This window comes from Fictibacillus fluitans, from assembly GCF_030418125.1.
Classification (GTDB): Bacteria; Bacillota; Bacilli; order Bacillales; family Fictibacillaceae; genus Fictibacillus_C; species Fictibacillus_C fluitans.
The window spans coordinates 186,685-200,887 of the sequence record NZ_JAUHTR010000001.1 but is presented as its reverse complement, the minus strand read 5'-3'; the positions used below and the strand labels follow the sequence as shown (position 1 = coordinate 200,887).

General features: G+C 42.5%; 12 protein-coding genes. 3 read left to right on the top strand and 9 right to left on the bottom strand.

What is annotated here, in order from left to right:
• Positions 1-28: 28 nt before the first annotated feature.
• The gene (locus QYB97_RS00910; protein ID WP_301164077.1) at positions 29-961 is read left to right on the top strand and encodes a carbohydrate ABC transporter permease; all 933 of its coding nucleotides are present in this window, start codon (positions 29-31) and stop codon (positions 959-961) included.
• The gene (locus QYB97_RS00905) at positions 961-1,791 is read left to right on the top strand and encodes a carbohydrate ABC transporter permease (protein ID WP_301164076.1); all 831 of its coding nucleotides are present in this window, start codon (positions 961-963) and stop codon (positions 1,789-1,791) included. Before QYB97_RS00910 ends, QYB97_RS00905 begins: the two co-directional genes overlap by 1 nt.
• 33 nt (positions 1,792-1,824) lie before the next feature.
• Here QYB97_RS00905 and QYB97_RS00900 read toward each other — a convergent pair whose 3' ends face one another.
• From QYB97_RS00900 to QYB97_RS00880, 5 genes are all read right to left on the bottom strand, one after another.
• Positions 1,825-4,161, bottom strand: a complete 2,337-nt coding sequence (locus QYB97_RS00900) for a glycoside hydrolase family 2 protein (protein WP_301164075.1) — start codon at positions 4,159-4,161, stop codon at positions 1,825-1,827.
• 35 nt (positions 4,162-4,196) lie between these two features.
• Complete coding sequence (locus QYB97_RS00895; protein ID WP_301164074.1) at positions 4,197-5,825, bottom strand: type 2 periplasmic-binding domain-containing protein; 1,629 nt, start codon at positions 5,823-5,825, stop codon at positions 4,197-4,199.
• Between the two features lie 64 nt (positions 5,826-5,889).
• Positions 5,890-6,750: a carbohydrate ABC transporter permease gene (locus QYB97_RS00890; protein ID WP_425589761.1), complete on the bottom strand. Its 861-nt coding sequence runs from the start codon at positions 6,748-6,750 to the stop codon at positions 5,890-5,892.
• A 70-nt stretch (positions 6,751-6,820) separates the two neighbouring features.
• Entirely contained in the window at positions 6,821-7,735 is a 915-nt protein-coding gene (locus QYB97_RS00885; protein ID WP_301164073.1) for an ABC transporter permease, read from the bottom strand.
• Between the two features lie 92 nt (positions 7,736-7,827).
• Entirely contained in the window at positions 7,828-8,820 is a 993-nt protein-coding gene (locus tag QYB97_RS00880) for a LacI family DNA-binding transcriptional regulator (RefSeq protein WP_301164888.1), read from the bottom strand.
• A gap of 154 nt (positions 8,821-8,974) precedes the next feature.
• Between QYB97_RS00880 and QYB97_RS00875 the strand changes: the two genes are divergently transcribed.
• Positions 8,975-9,646 carry a YesL family protein gene (locus tag QYB97_RS00875; RefSeq protein WP_301164072.1) on the top strand — a complete coding sequence of 224 codons (672 nt, stop codon included), beginning with the start codon at positions 8,975-8,977 and terminating at the stop codon, positions 9,644-9,646.
• 48 nt (positions 9,647-9,694) lie between these two features.
• Here the strand turns inward: QYB97_RS00875 and QYB97_RS00870 are convergent, their stop codons facing one another.
• The 4 genes from QYB97_RS00870 to QYB97_RS00855 are packed head-to-tail and all read right to left on the bottom strand — an operon-like array spanning position 9,695 to position 14,133.
• On the bottom strand, positions 9,695-10,792 hold the full coding sequence (locus QYB97_RS00870) for a C45 family autoproteolytic acyltransferase/hydrolase (RefSeq protein ID WP_301164071.1): 1,098 nt from the start codon (positions 10,790-10,792) through the stop codon (positions 9,695-9,697).
• Positions 10,789-12,429 carry an amidohydrolase gene (locus QYB97_RS00865; RefSeq protein WP_301164070.1) on the bottom strand — a complete coding sequence of 547 codons (1,641 nt, stop codon included), beginning with the start codon at positions 12,427-12,429 and terminating at the stop codon, positions 10,789-10,791. Before QYB97_RS00865 ends, QYB97_RS00870 begins: the two co-directional genes overlap by 4 nt.
• Before the next feature lie 4 nt (positions 12,430-12,433).
• Positions 12,434-13,936: a sodium:solute symporter family protein gene (locus tag QYB97_RS00860; RefSeq protein WP_301164069.1), complete on the bottom strand. Its 1,503-nt coding sequence runs from the start codon at positions 13,934-13,936 to the stop codon at positions 12,434-12,436.
• Complete coding sequence (locus tag QYB97_RS00855; RefSeq protein ID WP_301164068.1) at positions 13,933-14,133, bottom strand: DUF3311 domain-containing protein; 201 nt, start codon at positions 14,131-14,133, stop codon at positions 13,933-13,935. Before QYB97_RS00855 ends, QYB97_RS00860 begins: the two co-directional genes overlap by 4 nt.
• Positions 14,134-14,203: the final 70 nt, after the last annotated feature.

The window sequence follows — 14,203 nt, the reverse complement described above, 5'->3', positions numbered from 1 at the left end:
TCCGTGAATTCAAAAGGAGCTGAATTTCATGAATACCGTGGTTGGTATGAAAAAGGAGAAAGCGTCACTTGCAGAGGTTAACAAACGGCCAAAGCGTTCTTCACAATCCTCTCTTTGGTGGATGTATCTTCCTGCCCTTGCTCTTGTCGTTTTTTTCATTCTTTATCCCTTTTTAAACGGGCTGAAAATCTCGTTAACCAATTGGAACGGCTTTTCACAGGCCTATGATTATGTTGGCTTTCAGCAGTACAGCCGTCTTTTAAAGGATCCCGATACCTGGCTTGTAGTTAAAAATACGCTGCTATACGGCTTGGGCAGTACCCTGTTTCAAAACATTATGGGCTTATTGTATGCATTATTGCTTAATCAAAGCATTAAATTGCGGGGTCTGACACGGACCATCATTTATTTGCCGGTTATTATCAGTCCCTTGATTATGGGATACATCTGGTACTTTTTCTTTGCCTATCAGGGAGGCGCGTTAAACGATATTCTTACCGCAATGGGAATGGAAAAAATCAATGCATTGGCAAATCCTGAAGTGAACACATGGCTGATCGTTTTTGTAAACACTTATCAATTTGTCGGTGTAGCAATGATTATCTATCTCGCGGGTCTGCAGAGCATTTCCAAGGATTATTACGAAGCGGCACAGCTTGACGGCGCTTCTCCTTTTAACCAGTTTAAAAATATAACACTTCCGTTGTTAATGCCCTCCATTACGATAAACATTGTTATTAACGTAATCGGCGGGTTGAAGCTATTTGATGTGATTGTTTCGCTGACAGGCGGAGGTCCGGGAAATGCCTCTCAGTCCATGTCCACCTTTATGTATGATTTGTACTTTAACCGGCAGGATGCCGGGTATGCTGCGACGGAAGGTGTGCTTATGGCCGTTATCATCCTCATCATCAGCCTGTCTGCACTGCTCTTCTTTAAACGCAAGGAGGTTGAAGCCTGATGGCCAAGCCATACCGGAAAACTAAGCTGTTTTTGACAGCCGTTGCCTTAATTATCACCCTTTATCACCTGGTCCCTTTTTATATCCTGCTTACCACCGCCTTCAAGGCAAAAGGTGATTTTAGTTCGAAATGGGCATTCCCCAAACAGTTCTCTTTTGAAAACTTCAGTGAAGCCTGGGTCACTGCTAATTTGGGGCAGTCACTATGGAACACCGTTATCATTACGTTCTTTTCGGCGGTTCTTCTCATCATTTTCGGCTCGCTCGCAGCCTATCCGCTTGCACGGCGGACCACAAAGGCAAACAAACTGGTGTATGTCTTTTTTATCGCAGTTATGGTCATCCCTCCATTAACTGCATTGGTCCCGCTTTACCAATTGGTCGTTGACATAGGTATGATGAACACACGCACAATTGCTGTGCTGAATAACGTTGCCGCGTATCTGCCATTGTCTATCTTCTTATATGCGGGATTTATCCGGTCCACCATACCGAGGGAATTGGAAGAAGCAGCGAAAATGGACGGAGCGAGTACACTTTCGATCTTTTTCAGAGTCGTGTTTCCCCTGCTGAAACCGGTCACTGCTTCCATTCTCATCATTTCTTGTGTATACATTTGGAACGATTATCAGTTTGCAATTTTCTTCCTTCAGGCAGAAGAAGTAAAAACCATTACAGTCGCACTATCCAGTTTCTTTGGACAAAACACCAACAACCTGAATCTCGTGGCTGCAGCGGCCATCATGGCCGTCGCTCCCATGGTTATCCTCTTCCTCCTGCTGCAGAAACACTTTATCCATGGTTTGGCATCCGGTTCAGTAAAAGGATAACAAAAAGACAGAGACGAATTGTCTCTGTCTTTCTTAATGAGTCCCGCTGGTCACTGCTTTTAGTGCCAAAACTTCTAGTGTGCGCGGACCGTCTTTCAAAACCCGGACGGAAGCGACGCTGGAAAGAATCTCCCGGTCTAGTTCCCAGAGGGGAACGTACACCCTGAAATTTTCCTTCACATGGATTCCATACGTTTGATAGTCTGACATTCGACCCTTATCGTCTGTCAACTGAACCTTAAATCCATCCGCACATTCAGCATCTCTCACCTCTATGCACAAGTAGTTCCAAGGCGATAAATCCACGGGCTGCTGCAGTATCAAATCTATTGATTCCTTCTTGTCTTTTACGGAAAACTTCAATGGGTTATCTGCCAGTGAATTTGTTTGTCTTCCAAGACCCTTTGTTTTTTTCAGCAACCGTTTGTGGTCCCTGACAAAATGGTGATAGAGCGGCTTTTCCGTTGTTCTGTCCATGTGAAGCATTCCCATCGTCTGATAAAACTGGTTATGGTTCACATACCAGTCAAATGCAGTCCAATAATCCATGCCTGCCACATAGCCGTTTTCATTGACTTGGCCGCTTGGAGAAACGGTCGCCTTTTCCAGTAATGCATGCTGGACATCACGGTAGATCTCCACCTGCTTTTTGATAAAACTTTTATCTGCATTGCTCCATATACCATATTCCGTGTTCAATATCGGCTTATCCGGCCAATTCCGATGGGCATTTTCCAGAAAATCCCTTGTGCCCTCATATGGTGTGCTTCCGTGAAAAATACCAAAATACATCGTCCACCCTGCGACATCAAGGCATTCCATCGATTCATCATGAGCACCTGGCTGATCGGCTGCTGAACTTTGGGTAATTAAGCGGCCGTCATGATAAAACATGCGTACCTCTTTGACCAGATTTTCATTGTACCGTTTCCTCAGCGTCACATCTTTTGATTCATTTTGTGTGCTCCACATAATGACCGACGGCCGGTTATATTGAGAAAAGATCATTTCCCTCCACATTTGGTAAGAGATTCCCCGATCTTCCTGAGCTTCGTAATGATGGGTTTCAAACTGCCAAAGCGGAATTTCGCTCATTGCGGTCAGTCCAAGCCGGTCCAGCATGATATACGTATATACATGATTGGGATAATGAGCTGTCCGGACCATATTAACAGACAAGTCTTTTATTTTAAGAAAATCGCTTTTGATCCGCTCCCAGGATGCAGCCCTTCCATATCCCGGCCAATCTTCATGCCGTGCAACGCCACCCAGGAAAACAGGTTCCTCATTGAGCAAGATTTGTGCGCCCTGTGTAGAAATGGTACGGATACCGAACTGCGAATGAAAGGTGTCCAATTCCACTTCTTCATTCACAAGCGTCAGCTTAAGAACGTATAAGTGTGGCTCATCAATACTCCATAAAGCGGGTTCTGAAACGGTTGCCTGATAAACCAGTACCTTTGTTTCTTGAGGGGAAAGCTCAACTTCCTTATCTTGAAGCCCCCCTGCTCCTACTCTATCTTTGCAGATGCTTTTGGCATCGGGGGCGCTGAGCCATTCCTTTGAAACCGGATCAGTGTTATAAATTGCGCCTTTGACTGTAACCTTGAGGGTACGATCGGAGCGGTTTTCAAGAACGGTTCTGATTTCAAGCTCACCGTTCAAACTTTTTGTTACAATATCAGCTCGTGCCACTTGTACACTTTCAACAGCTTCCAAATAGATGTCCTGAAGGATGCCGGTATAATTAAAAAAATCATTATCGACTGCGGGAACTGTATCAATACGGGTTGTCCAGGGTGGATTATCCACCCGGACGGCAATGACATTTTTCCCTTCTGTCAGATATGGGGTCACCTCAAACGAAAAGGGGGTATAGCCACCTTCATGGTGACCAACATATTTTCCGTTAATCCAGAAGTCGCCAATATACGAAAGTCCCAAACACTTTAGGCTCACAACCTGGTCAACCCACTGACGACTCAGCTGAAATTCCCTTCTGTACCATACACCATCTTCATAGGTTTCCGCTCCATTAATTTCCGCCTTCCCGGTCATGCGATTTTCGGGAAGGGGCAGCTCATGGACTTTCCACGATTGGTCATCAAACTCAAATGCAGTAACTCCCAAATCATTCATTTTACGGATCCATTCTTCATCCCTGTTCATCATTGTTTCTTCATGATCCGCTATAAAACGGTGTTTCTTCCACTCACCGCCGAGTGAAAAGACACTGCGGCTTTGCGGTTCAAATGAGGGATAGGGAATCCCGTTTTGAAAAGGTACTGCCGTTCCCTTAATTTGCTGAAGCTCAAATGTTGAACGTAATGTTCCCACGGAACGATGTTCATTTACAAACGCGTTTACCATTGAACCACACACCTATTCTGAAATGAAATCATTTGTTATTGCTGAAGCTTTTCCTTGTTTTCTTTTATTTTTTTATTTCGCACTTCTTCAATTTTGTCAAAATTGTTGTCCTTCTGGAACGTTTCATATTTTGATAGGGTTTTATCAAAATCCTGCTCATTTTTTGCTCGCAACAAACTGGCAAGCGTTTTGGCCCAGTATGAGTTAATGTTTGTTAAGCTTCTTGCTTCCGCCGTTCCTGAATCAGGATCGGTATTTTCAAGAATGAATTGCGGCTTTAATTTTCCTTTGGCCCATTCCTGGATTTGACCGATCGCTTCATTTGGATCATTTTTTCCATGTTCGATGGCAAATGTGTCATGGCCGAAGAACCAGAACTCCCCCAAACGGTATTTCTTCTTATATTCTTCAGGATTTTCGTTTCTTAGCTTGACGACTTCTGGCTTTAGCTCAGCCTTGCCATCCGCATTCAGCTCATACGTTTCGCCTTTCACACCGAAATTGGTGAGAAATTGTCCTTCATCACTTAACAGATAGGTGAACAGTTGAATGGCCTTTTGTGGGTCTTTTACCTTTTTCGTAATGTAGGTGACAGACCATCCGGAAATTCCGGTTTGATTTAGTGTTGGTTCATGACCAACAGTGCTTTTCGGTCCATTCACCGCAATGTATTTTTGTGCCGGATGTGTGGCAATGTTTTTTTGGAGCGAACCTGACAGCTGCGGAATCCCGCTCGCCATGACGGTTGCGTACTGTCCGCGTGCTACTTTTTCTTCGAACTTCGTATTGTTATCTGAGAAGTTATCATTAGAGATGTACCCTTTTTTATACGCTTTATTAAAGGCTTTAATCCATGTAAGGTAATCTTTGTCCAAATTTCGGTCATACCATTTTCCGTCCTTATCGATAGGAACACCAATGTGATTTTGGAACATTGATCCTAAAGAACCAGGATCTCCTTCAGCTGAAAATCCTTTAAAACCAAAAGGAGTGACATCGGGAAATTTCTGCTTGATCTTTGCCATGGCATCAAGGAACTGTTCAGGAGTTTCCATGCTTGGCTTGCCGATGGCTTTATAAATGTCATCACGAACAATGAATGCGTCCGCACCGGGAATCAGGCCGCTTTTATAGTGCTCTTCAGTGTTTGAATAGCTTGGATATCCATACGTATTGCCATCCTTTAGCTGGTACCAGTTTAACGTTTGTTCTTTTGCTACTTTATTAAAGTATGGATCGTATTTTTCAGCCAGTTCATTCAATGGAAGCGCCCATGTATTGGCTTTCTGGGCAGTTGGTGTATTGCCTCCGAAAATGGTTACGATATCCGGCATGTCACCGCTCGCAAAATACGTATTCAGTTTCGTATCATCACCAGTAACAAATTTGATATCAACATTAAGATCTTTTTTCAGCTGCTTTGTGATGGTATCGTGGCCAAAATCTTTATTGAACCAATCAGCATTCACATACCAGGTAAGTTTCGTATTTTTCTTTTTATCCAGTTTCCAGGCCGGAGTATCTTTATCTACTTTGTACCTTGCCTTCTCTCCCATTGCTTTGCCCTGTGTACTGCTTGAGCCTCCTCCTGTACAACCGGTTAACAAAAGCGTCAGCATAAACAAAAACACTAAGCCTAACCTTACTGAACTCCACTTCTTCATGTTCTTCCTCCTAATAAAATCGTTTTTATTAAAATTTATTTTGTTATTCATGGATGAACAAAGGCTACTCCTTCACTGCTCCGATCATCATACCGGAGATGAAATACTTCTGAAGGAATGGATAAACCAAAACAATCGGAACCGTTGCAATAACAATCGTCGCCAGCTGAATGGACAATGAAGTCGTTGGGATGACCACAGATGCCGTTGATTGCATGGTTTGAGCCTGCTGCTGAACAATGATGGTATAGAGCTTCATCTGAATCGGATGCAGGGCTTCGTTGGAGATGTACAGCTTGGCAGTCATATAATCATTCCATTGGAATACCCCGTTAAAAAGGGCGATGGTAGCAAGAACCGGCATGGATAACGGCATAATAATTTTCATAAAAATGGTCCATACCCCTGCTCCGTCAATGGTTGCCGACTCTTCCAGGGAAGAGGGAATCTCACGGAAAAAGTTCATGATGATAATCATGTCAAAATAGCTGAATAATGAAGGAATAATGTATACCCAAAAGCTGTCAAGCAATCCCAAATCCTTCATCAGCAGGTAGGTAGGAATCATCCCACCGCTGAAAAACATGGTTCCTACTCCAAGCGCTGTGTAGAAGTTTCTTCCGAGCAGGTTTCGTTTACTCATTCCATAGGCCACCATGGCTGTAAAAAACACATGCGTGATGACACCAACGACTGTTTTCAAAACCGAAATCATGAAGGCGTTCCATATGGAAGCATCATTAAACACCAGTTTATAGCTTTCAATTGAAAACTCTTTTGGCCAAAGCCTGATGCCCGCACTGGCCTGTGCCTGTGGACTGCTGAACGAGGCCACAATAATGTCCCAGATTGGGAAAATAATAAGGATGGTAAAAACACTGATGCACAGTAAATTAATCGCATTAAAAACACGGTTTTCCTTCATTTTTTTCACTTTTGGCATAGGTAGTCCCATCGAGACTGGCTTACTGTCCGCTATTTTCATATCTGCCCTCCTAGAAAATGGATCGGTTATTAACCTTTTTAGAAAGCTTGTTTGTAATCACAACCAACAGCAATGAAATCACAGAAATGGCCAAGCCAACTGCTGTTGCGTAAGAAAAGTCACCCTGAGCGAGTCCTATTTTGTATACATAGGAGTTGATTACTTCTGCATGGGAAGCATTTAACGGGTTAATCAGGACGAGCGTCTGATCTAAATTGGAACCTAAAATTCCTCCCACTGCCAGGATGAACATTAAGGTGATGACAAATTTCATCAAAGGAAGAGTGATGTGGAAAATCTGCTGCATTTTTGTGGCGCCATCAATCTTCGCCGCTTCATAGTAGGTAGGATCAATACCGGCCATCGTAGCCAGATAAATGATCGTTCCCCAGCCCACACTTTTCCAGACATCAGACAGAACCGCGATGAACCAGTAGCTGTTTGGATCCACCAAATAGTTTTTAGGACTGTCTATAACTCCAATGCCAACCAAAAACGTATTGATCAGTCCCGAAGTGGAGAGCCAGCTGATCAACATCCCTCCTACCACGATCCAGGAAAGAAAGTGCGGTAAGTAGGAAATGGTTTGAACGGTCTTTTTGAACCAGCCATCCTTTAACTCAAAAATCATAATCGATAATATAATGGGAGCGATAAAACCGATCCCTAATTTCAAAAAGCTGATGGCGAGTGTGTTTACTACGGATTCCCAAAAGAATTTGTCGCTGAAGGCTATCTTGAAATTTTCCAGCCCCACCCACGGAGCACTTGCAATCGTATCGGTGACGGTAAGGCTCTTAAAGGCAATCACCAAACCATAGATTGGAATATAGCAAAATATGATCATAAAAATAATTCCGGGGATAACCATGAGCTGCAGCGGGATTTGGGATTTTAGTTTGTGCCAAAACGTTTTTTTAGTCATGTTCTACTCCTCTCTGGATATGTAGTTTTAAAATTAAAGCGTTTACATTTCTGGTTAAACGTTTTTATTACAGGCAAGCGGGAAAACCCGCCTTAGATTAAAACGTTTTTATTGATGTTGCAAGAATCTCTTATAATCAGGTTCCCTTCCAGCTTTTCCACTCTTCCCTCCCTTTCTTGCTGTATGATTGAAAGCAAGCGTTGAACAGCCAGCTTCCCCTGCCTGGCGATTGGGTTGTTTACCGTCGTCAGCGAAGGTGAGAAAACTTCACTCAAATCTATATTGTCAAATCCAATTACACTCACATCATCTGGCACGATCAACCCTTCTGCTTTTAACGCTTTGATACAGCCGATCGCACTTAAATCATTGGCAGCAAAAAAAGCATCCGGCAATGATTTTCCGCTTTTTAAAAAGGCGATCACCGCACTGTAGCTCGCTGCCTCTTCAAAATAACCCATCAAACGATGTTCTTCTGAAAAGTCGATTCCTGCAGATTTCAGTGTATCGCTTAATCCTCTGAATCTCTCAACATCATCATAAAGGTTGGGGTACCCGTGGATATAGGCAATCCGTTTATGCCCTTGATTAATCAGGTATTTAGCCACGGTTTGCCCGCCACGGTAAGAGTCGAATACAACGCTTGAGATGGTTTTGCTCGCTTTTTCCCGGTCTAAAAAAACGATGGGCGTGTCCGTTTGTTCAAACGTGTCAATATGGTTTTCTGTAATCCACTCATTGGAGATAATGGCTCCGTCCACCCGCCTGCCCAGAATGTTGCTCAAGGCATTTTGCTCGTTTTTCGTAATAAATACATTTAATTCATAACCATATTTCTCACACTCTTTGTAAATCGAATCGGTTAATGTTCCGTAATATGGGCCTTGCATGCTCGTGATGAAAAGGCCGAGCACCTTTGTAGCTCTTGATTTTAAATTTTTTCCGTTTAAATTGGGTATGTAATTCATTTTCTTTGCTACACGCAGCACATGATCTTTTGTTTCTGGAAGAAGCACATCAACATTGTTCAAGGCGTTCGATACCGTAGAAATTGAAACGCCCGCTTCCCTGGCTACGTCTTTTATGGTAACTTTATTTATAGTAATCTACCGCCTTCATAAAAACGTTTTAATAGCTTTAGAATATACGCAAGAAAGACGTTTGGCAACAGTTTTTTGAAAATTCCCAAAAAACTTTGATGATTTTCAATAACGTTGAATAACGAAAAGGGGGATAAAAATGCAAGGCTCTGGCTTAATCGCTGTTTTCTACCGAATTTGTGAATGGGTGGTCCGTTTCTTTATCGCAAATGTGTTATGGCTGGTCTTTAACTTACCTATTGTTTTTCTAGCGTTTAACGTTTTTCTGGCAAAGTCGCCCGACCACCTTCTGGCCAATCTGATACTTATTGCCCTGCTCGCACCTTTTTGCTTTTTCCCAGCCACCTCTGCTCTATTCGGCGTGGTGAGGAAATGGATTATGGGCAACTCGGATAACTCCCTTCTGATGTTGTATGTTAGATCCTATAAAGAGAATTATGTTAAAAGCATGACCGGAGGAGTTTTGTTTACCGTACTGTGGTCCATATTAATCATCGATTATTTCTATTTTATGAAATTAAACTCGCCCTTTATCTATTTGTTTGCTGCGATCGGCGCCTACATTTTTGTCATCACGCTGCATTTTCTAAGCAACACCGTACATGTTCATTTAGCTTTTTGGGCATTGTTGAAAAATTCGTTTTTGCTGGGCATCGGCCGTCCGGTACAAACCATATGCATTGCTCTTTGCTGTAGTGCGATTTTATATATTAGCTTTAATGTGTTTACCGCCTTCATCCTTCTGGGCATGGGGTCTGTAGCCGCATTTGTATCTTTCTATTTTTATTACAAAGCAGTTCCGAAGACATAGGAAAAGGAAACCGGTAAACATGCATCGGTTTCCTTTTTAATTGCTCAACTAGGAAATTGTTTTTTCTTTATTTCCGCAACGCTCATCCAATGAATAGGAAACATACTCTGCAGAACAGGGTTCTCCATATGTAATTTCAAGTGACTTGCTGGATAAGTTCATGACGATTGAAAAAACGGTATTGCTGGCAGCTATTCTTCCCAGATCAGTGGGAACGGTATTGCCATGACGGCAAATGGAATCCGGATAGCCATGATGGTCAGCTAAAATATGTTTAATGTCCTCTGTATTTACTTTTTCTGTACGATCATTCAAAAGTTCTCTGCTCCGGCATAACCTCAAATATGTATCCGGAAACTTTACTCTCCCAGTATCCACAACATTCATCCGGTTGCTCGTAAAATGATTGGTATGACACAGAATACCTTCTTCAGGAAAAAGAACGTCAAAATCTGCACCTGTGGATTCAACATTAAAGGCGCTTCCTTCACCGTCTGCGATTAAGAAATTTGCTGCAGTTCCTCTCTCTGCTCTTGCTATCTGACCGATGGCTTGAGAAACGGAGCGGCTGTTTAATATTCCTCGGAGAATAACATGAATTGGAACACCTCGAGTATGGTGCTTTGCGCCAAGGAGGTTCAAACATACTCCTACTCCTTCACCATTTAGCCCGATTTTTCCTACAATCCCTGCTTCGGTTGCCATTAGAATGTTTGGGCGTGGAGCCTGGTCAATTTCAAGCAGAATAACGCCCGGATTTATTTCAGGATTCCAGTCCCAGTTTTGTGCTAACAATGTTTCCCTCTTTTTAGCACCCTTAGGCACTACCGCCATGCTTGTACAACCATCAGAATTCAGTAAAATTTCACTGCGGGTATTTAACGCCATGATATCCAGCAGATGTTGTCCTGAACCTTTGCTGATCCCAATAATTTCATCAAGAATTTCCTGATCGTATTCTGCAATGCTTTGAATATATTGCTCCGCAAATTTTCGCGCCTCCGACCAGCTGACGTTACCCATTTCAAGAAAAATCTTTTTATAAGTTTCAATGTTATGGATGATATAATTGCTGGCTTTCTCACCAATCCTTTTGCCCCGTTCATGGGGAGAACCGTGCACCCGGATATAGGGGAATTCTTTCATCGGCTACCTCCGCCCGTATATACCAGCTGCTCATTTTTAAATAAAACCTTTCCGTCGATCATTGTCATCTCAACACCTAAATCTTTAATTTTGGCAGGATCAATCGTTAACAGGCTGTCACTCAACACCACTAGATCAGCCAGTTTCCCAGCTTCGATGCTTCCTTTCCTTTTTTCATCAAAACTAGCAAACGCTCCATTGACGGTATAGCACCGAAGAGCTTCCAACACATCCACTCTTTGTTGTTCTCCCACATTCTGACCCGATTTTGATTTCCGGTTAACTGCAGCATGAATACCGAGTAATGGATTAACAAAAGTCACTGGCGCATCAGAACCAAAGGCTGCAACAATTCCAAGTTCCTGATAGTCACGAGCAGGATACATGACATTTACACGATCTCCATAGTATTGCTTGTATACATCTCCATTTACATATATGAAAACAGGGTTTGGAATCGGAATGATTTCAAGCTCTTTCATCCTTTGCTGCAGATCTGGCGAGGCAATCCCGGCATGCTCAATTCGATGACGATGATTGCTTCGAGGGTGTTCTTTTACAGCTTTTTCAATACAATCGAGCAGCATCTCAATAGCACGGTCTCCCTGGGCATGGGCCGTAATTTGAAAACCTTCTTTATGTGCATTTCCCAAATAATGGTCAAGGTCTTCCTGGCTGTAATAAATAATTCCGCTGTTATTGGCGTCACTTGTATACGGCTCGCGTGTAGCAATGGTGGGGCCAGTACTGCTTCCATCTGTAAACAGCTTCACCGGTCCCAATTTAAAATTATCATTGCCTAAACCAGTAACTTTTCCTTCTTGTACCATTTGTTGAACAAAATCATGTGAATTTGTTAACGAACCCATGATGGCATAGACCCTGACCCGGATATCTTTATTCCCGACCGCTTGTTGCATGATTCGAAGGGTTTCAGAGCCTTTGCCATATGCTCCGGCATCGTGAATGCTTGTTATTCCCTCTTTAATAAATGCATCGGAAGCCAATTTCATGGATTTACTCAGTTCTTCACTGCTATAACCCGCAACTTTAAACATCTGCATATGAGCGTTCTCAATTAATTTTCCTGTAAGTTGACCGTCGGCATCCCTTTCAATAATTCCCCCTTCAGGATCAGGAGTGTGGTTATTGATATCAGCCAGCTCCAAAGCTTTGCTATTGGCTACACACATATGATTACAGGTTCGAATCACAAGAATGGGATGCTCCCTCGAAATCTCATCCAATTCCTCCCTTGTGGGAAACCTTTTTTCATCTATTTCATGCTGATCGAATCCCCACGCTCTTACCCACTTTCCCTTTGGTGTTTCTTTCACTTTCATTCGCAGATCATAAAATATATCCTCAAGGGAATCGATGTGGGATTCAATACAACTAACACCCAACAGGTTTGTCCCATAAATGGTGAGGTGCACGTGCGAATCAATAAAACCTGGAACCAAAGATTTTCCCTGCAGATCAATAACTTCTGTTTTTTCTCCAATATACGATTTAATATCGTCGTTGGATCCGACAGCTGCAATGAAATTTTCTTTGACCGCCACTGCTTCCTGTATTGAGTGGTGCTCGTCCACTTTAAGCACTTCCCCGTTCACAAATACAACATCTGCTTTCATATCCTCAACCCTCTCTTTTTAGAAAACTACTGTTTTCTACATTTTCCAGCGATGTAGAGTTTACCGCCATTGCTCTCGTAATGAAGCTTACGACCAGCATGACGATGACATTAATGATTAATGCGATGAATCCAAGACTAATATCATTGATCACATGAGGAACGTCAGGAAGGAAAGTACTGATCTTGATTTCTTTGATTGTTACGTAAAGAACCAATAGAACACTGACGATAATTCCCGCACCGGCCCCGTATTTGTTAACTGTATTCTTATTAAACAAACTAAAGAATAGCGAAGGGGCCAATTGAGTAACCAGACTGTATGACATGATGTTCAACATTGCCAGTGCCTCTCCTCCTGTTACAGTTAATACCAGGGCAGCACTGGAAATCAAAAGAATAAAAAGTTTTGAAACGTTTAATTGTTGTTTTTCTGTAGCATGCGGGACGAGCACCTTATAAAAACTCTTTGTGAGCCCGACCGAGGCTGCCATAAGCATGACTGATGCCGGGACCAGCGCAGTCAACAAACCGGCAGCTCCTATCAAGCCAATCATCCAAGGATCAAAGGTTTGGATAGCAAGCCGCAATAGAGACAAGTCGCCATCTGCGCCTTGCAGGCCTGGTATCTTGAGCACAGCTGCAAATCCAATGAAAAATACAAACAAAAGCAGAAGAGTATACAACGGCAAGGTGATTGCATTTTTACGAATGGATTTCTCACCATTTGCAGATAACACGACGACAAATGAATTAGGCAGCAAATAAAATCCCAATGCATTCAAAAGTACAGTAGATATAAACCATGCCGGACTAAGTCCTTCTGCGGACAAGGTCAACATCTCTGGTTTTACGGCCTGGACATTTTCAAACATCGGCTGAATACCGCCAAAGTAATGAAAAGGAATGTAGATTCCAAGAAAAATAACGATCGCAAGAATCATAAAATCTTTAATTAATGCCGTCCATGCCGACCCATGAATACCGGAAACCATAACATAAATGGTCACCACCGCGGCTCCAATGATACTTGCTGTCAATGGTGGTATGGCACCATAGGAGGCTTCTCCTACGATAATACCCAACCCTTTGAACTGGATGACAATATACGGTACGAGAGCCATGCTGCCAACAATGGCCACAATTATTCCAAGACCACGGCTGTTGTACTTGGAGGCGAAAAAGTCGGGCTGTGAAATGATGTTATGATCTTTCGCGTAACGCCAAACCTTTGGAGCGAGCCAGTAGGAAAGAACATAAGCCAAGAATATGTATGCTGGAACATAATAGGCTGCAGCACCCTTGGAATAAGCCCAGCCGCTGCCGCCAAGAAATGTAAATGTGGTATAAACTTCTCCAGCGATTAACAAAAATATAAACAGTGTTCCAAATCCCCGGCCGCCAACTGCAAATTGTTCCATATTCATGTCTTTGCCTCTCTTAGCCCTTATGCCTAAATACAAAGAGAACAGCAGGAACAAAAGAATAATCAGCAATGCACTGTTCATTGGCTGTCCCTCCTCCTATTCTCAGGATCCAATTTATAAATCACAGTTAATAAAACGGAAGACAAAACCATCCAAAAAATGATATAGAACAGTAAAAATGGCAATCCAAAAATATAAGGCTCAATCCGATTTGCTGCTGGAATAAATCCCAACAGACCAATAAAAGGAACAAAAAGAAGTATCTTTACAGATTTCAAATACCAACGCCTCCCTCTTTGGGTTATTAGTTTAAAAATTTTAAATTTTAAAACTAATTTTAATTATAAC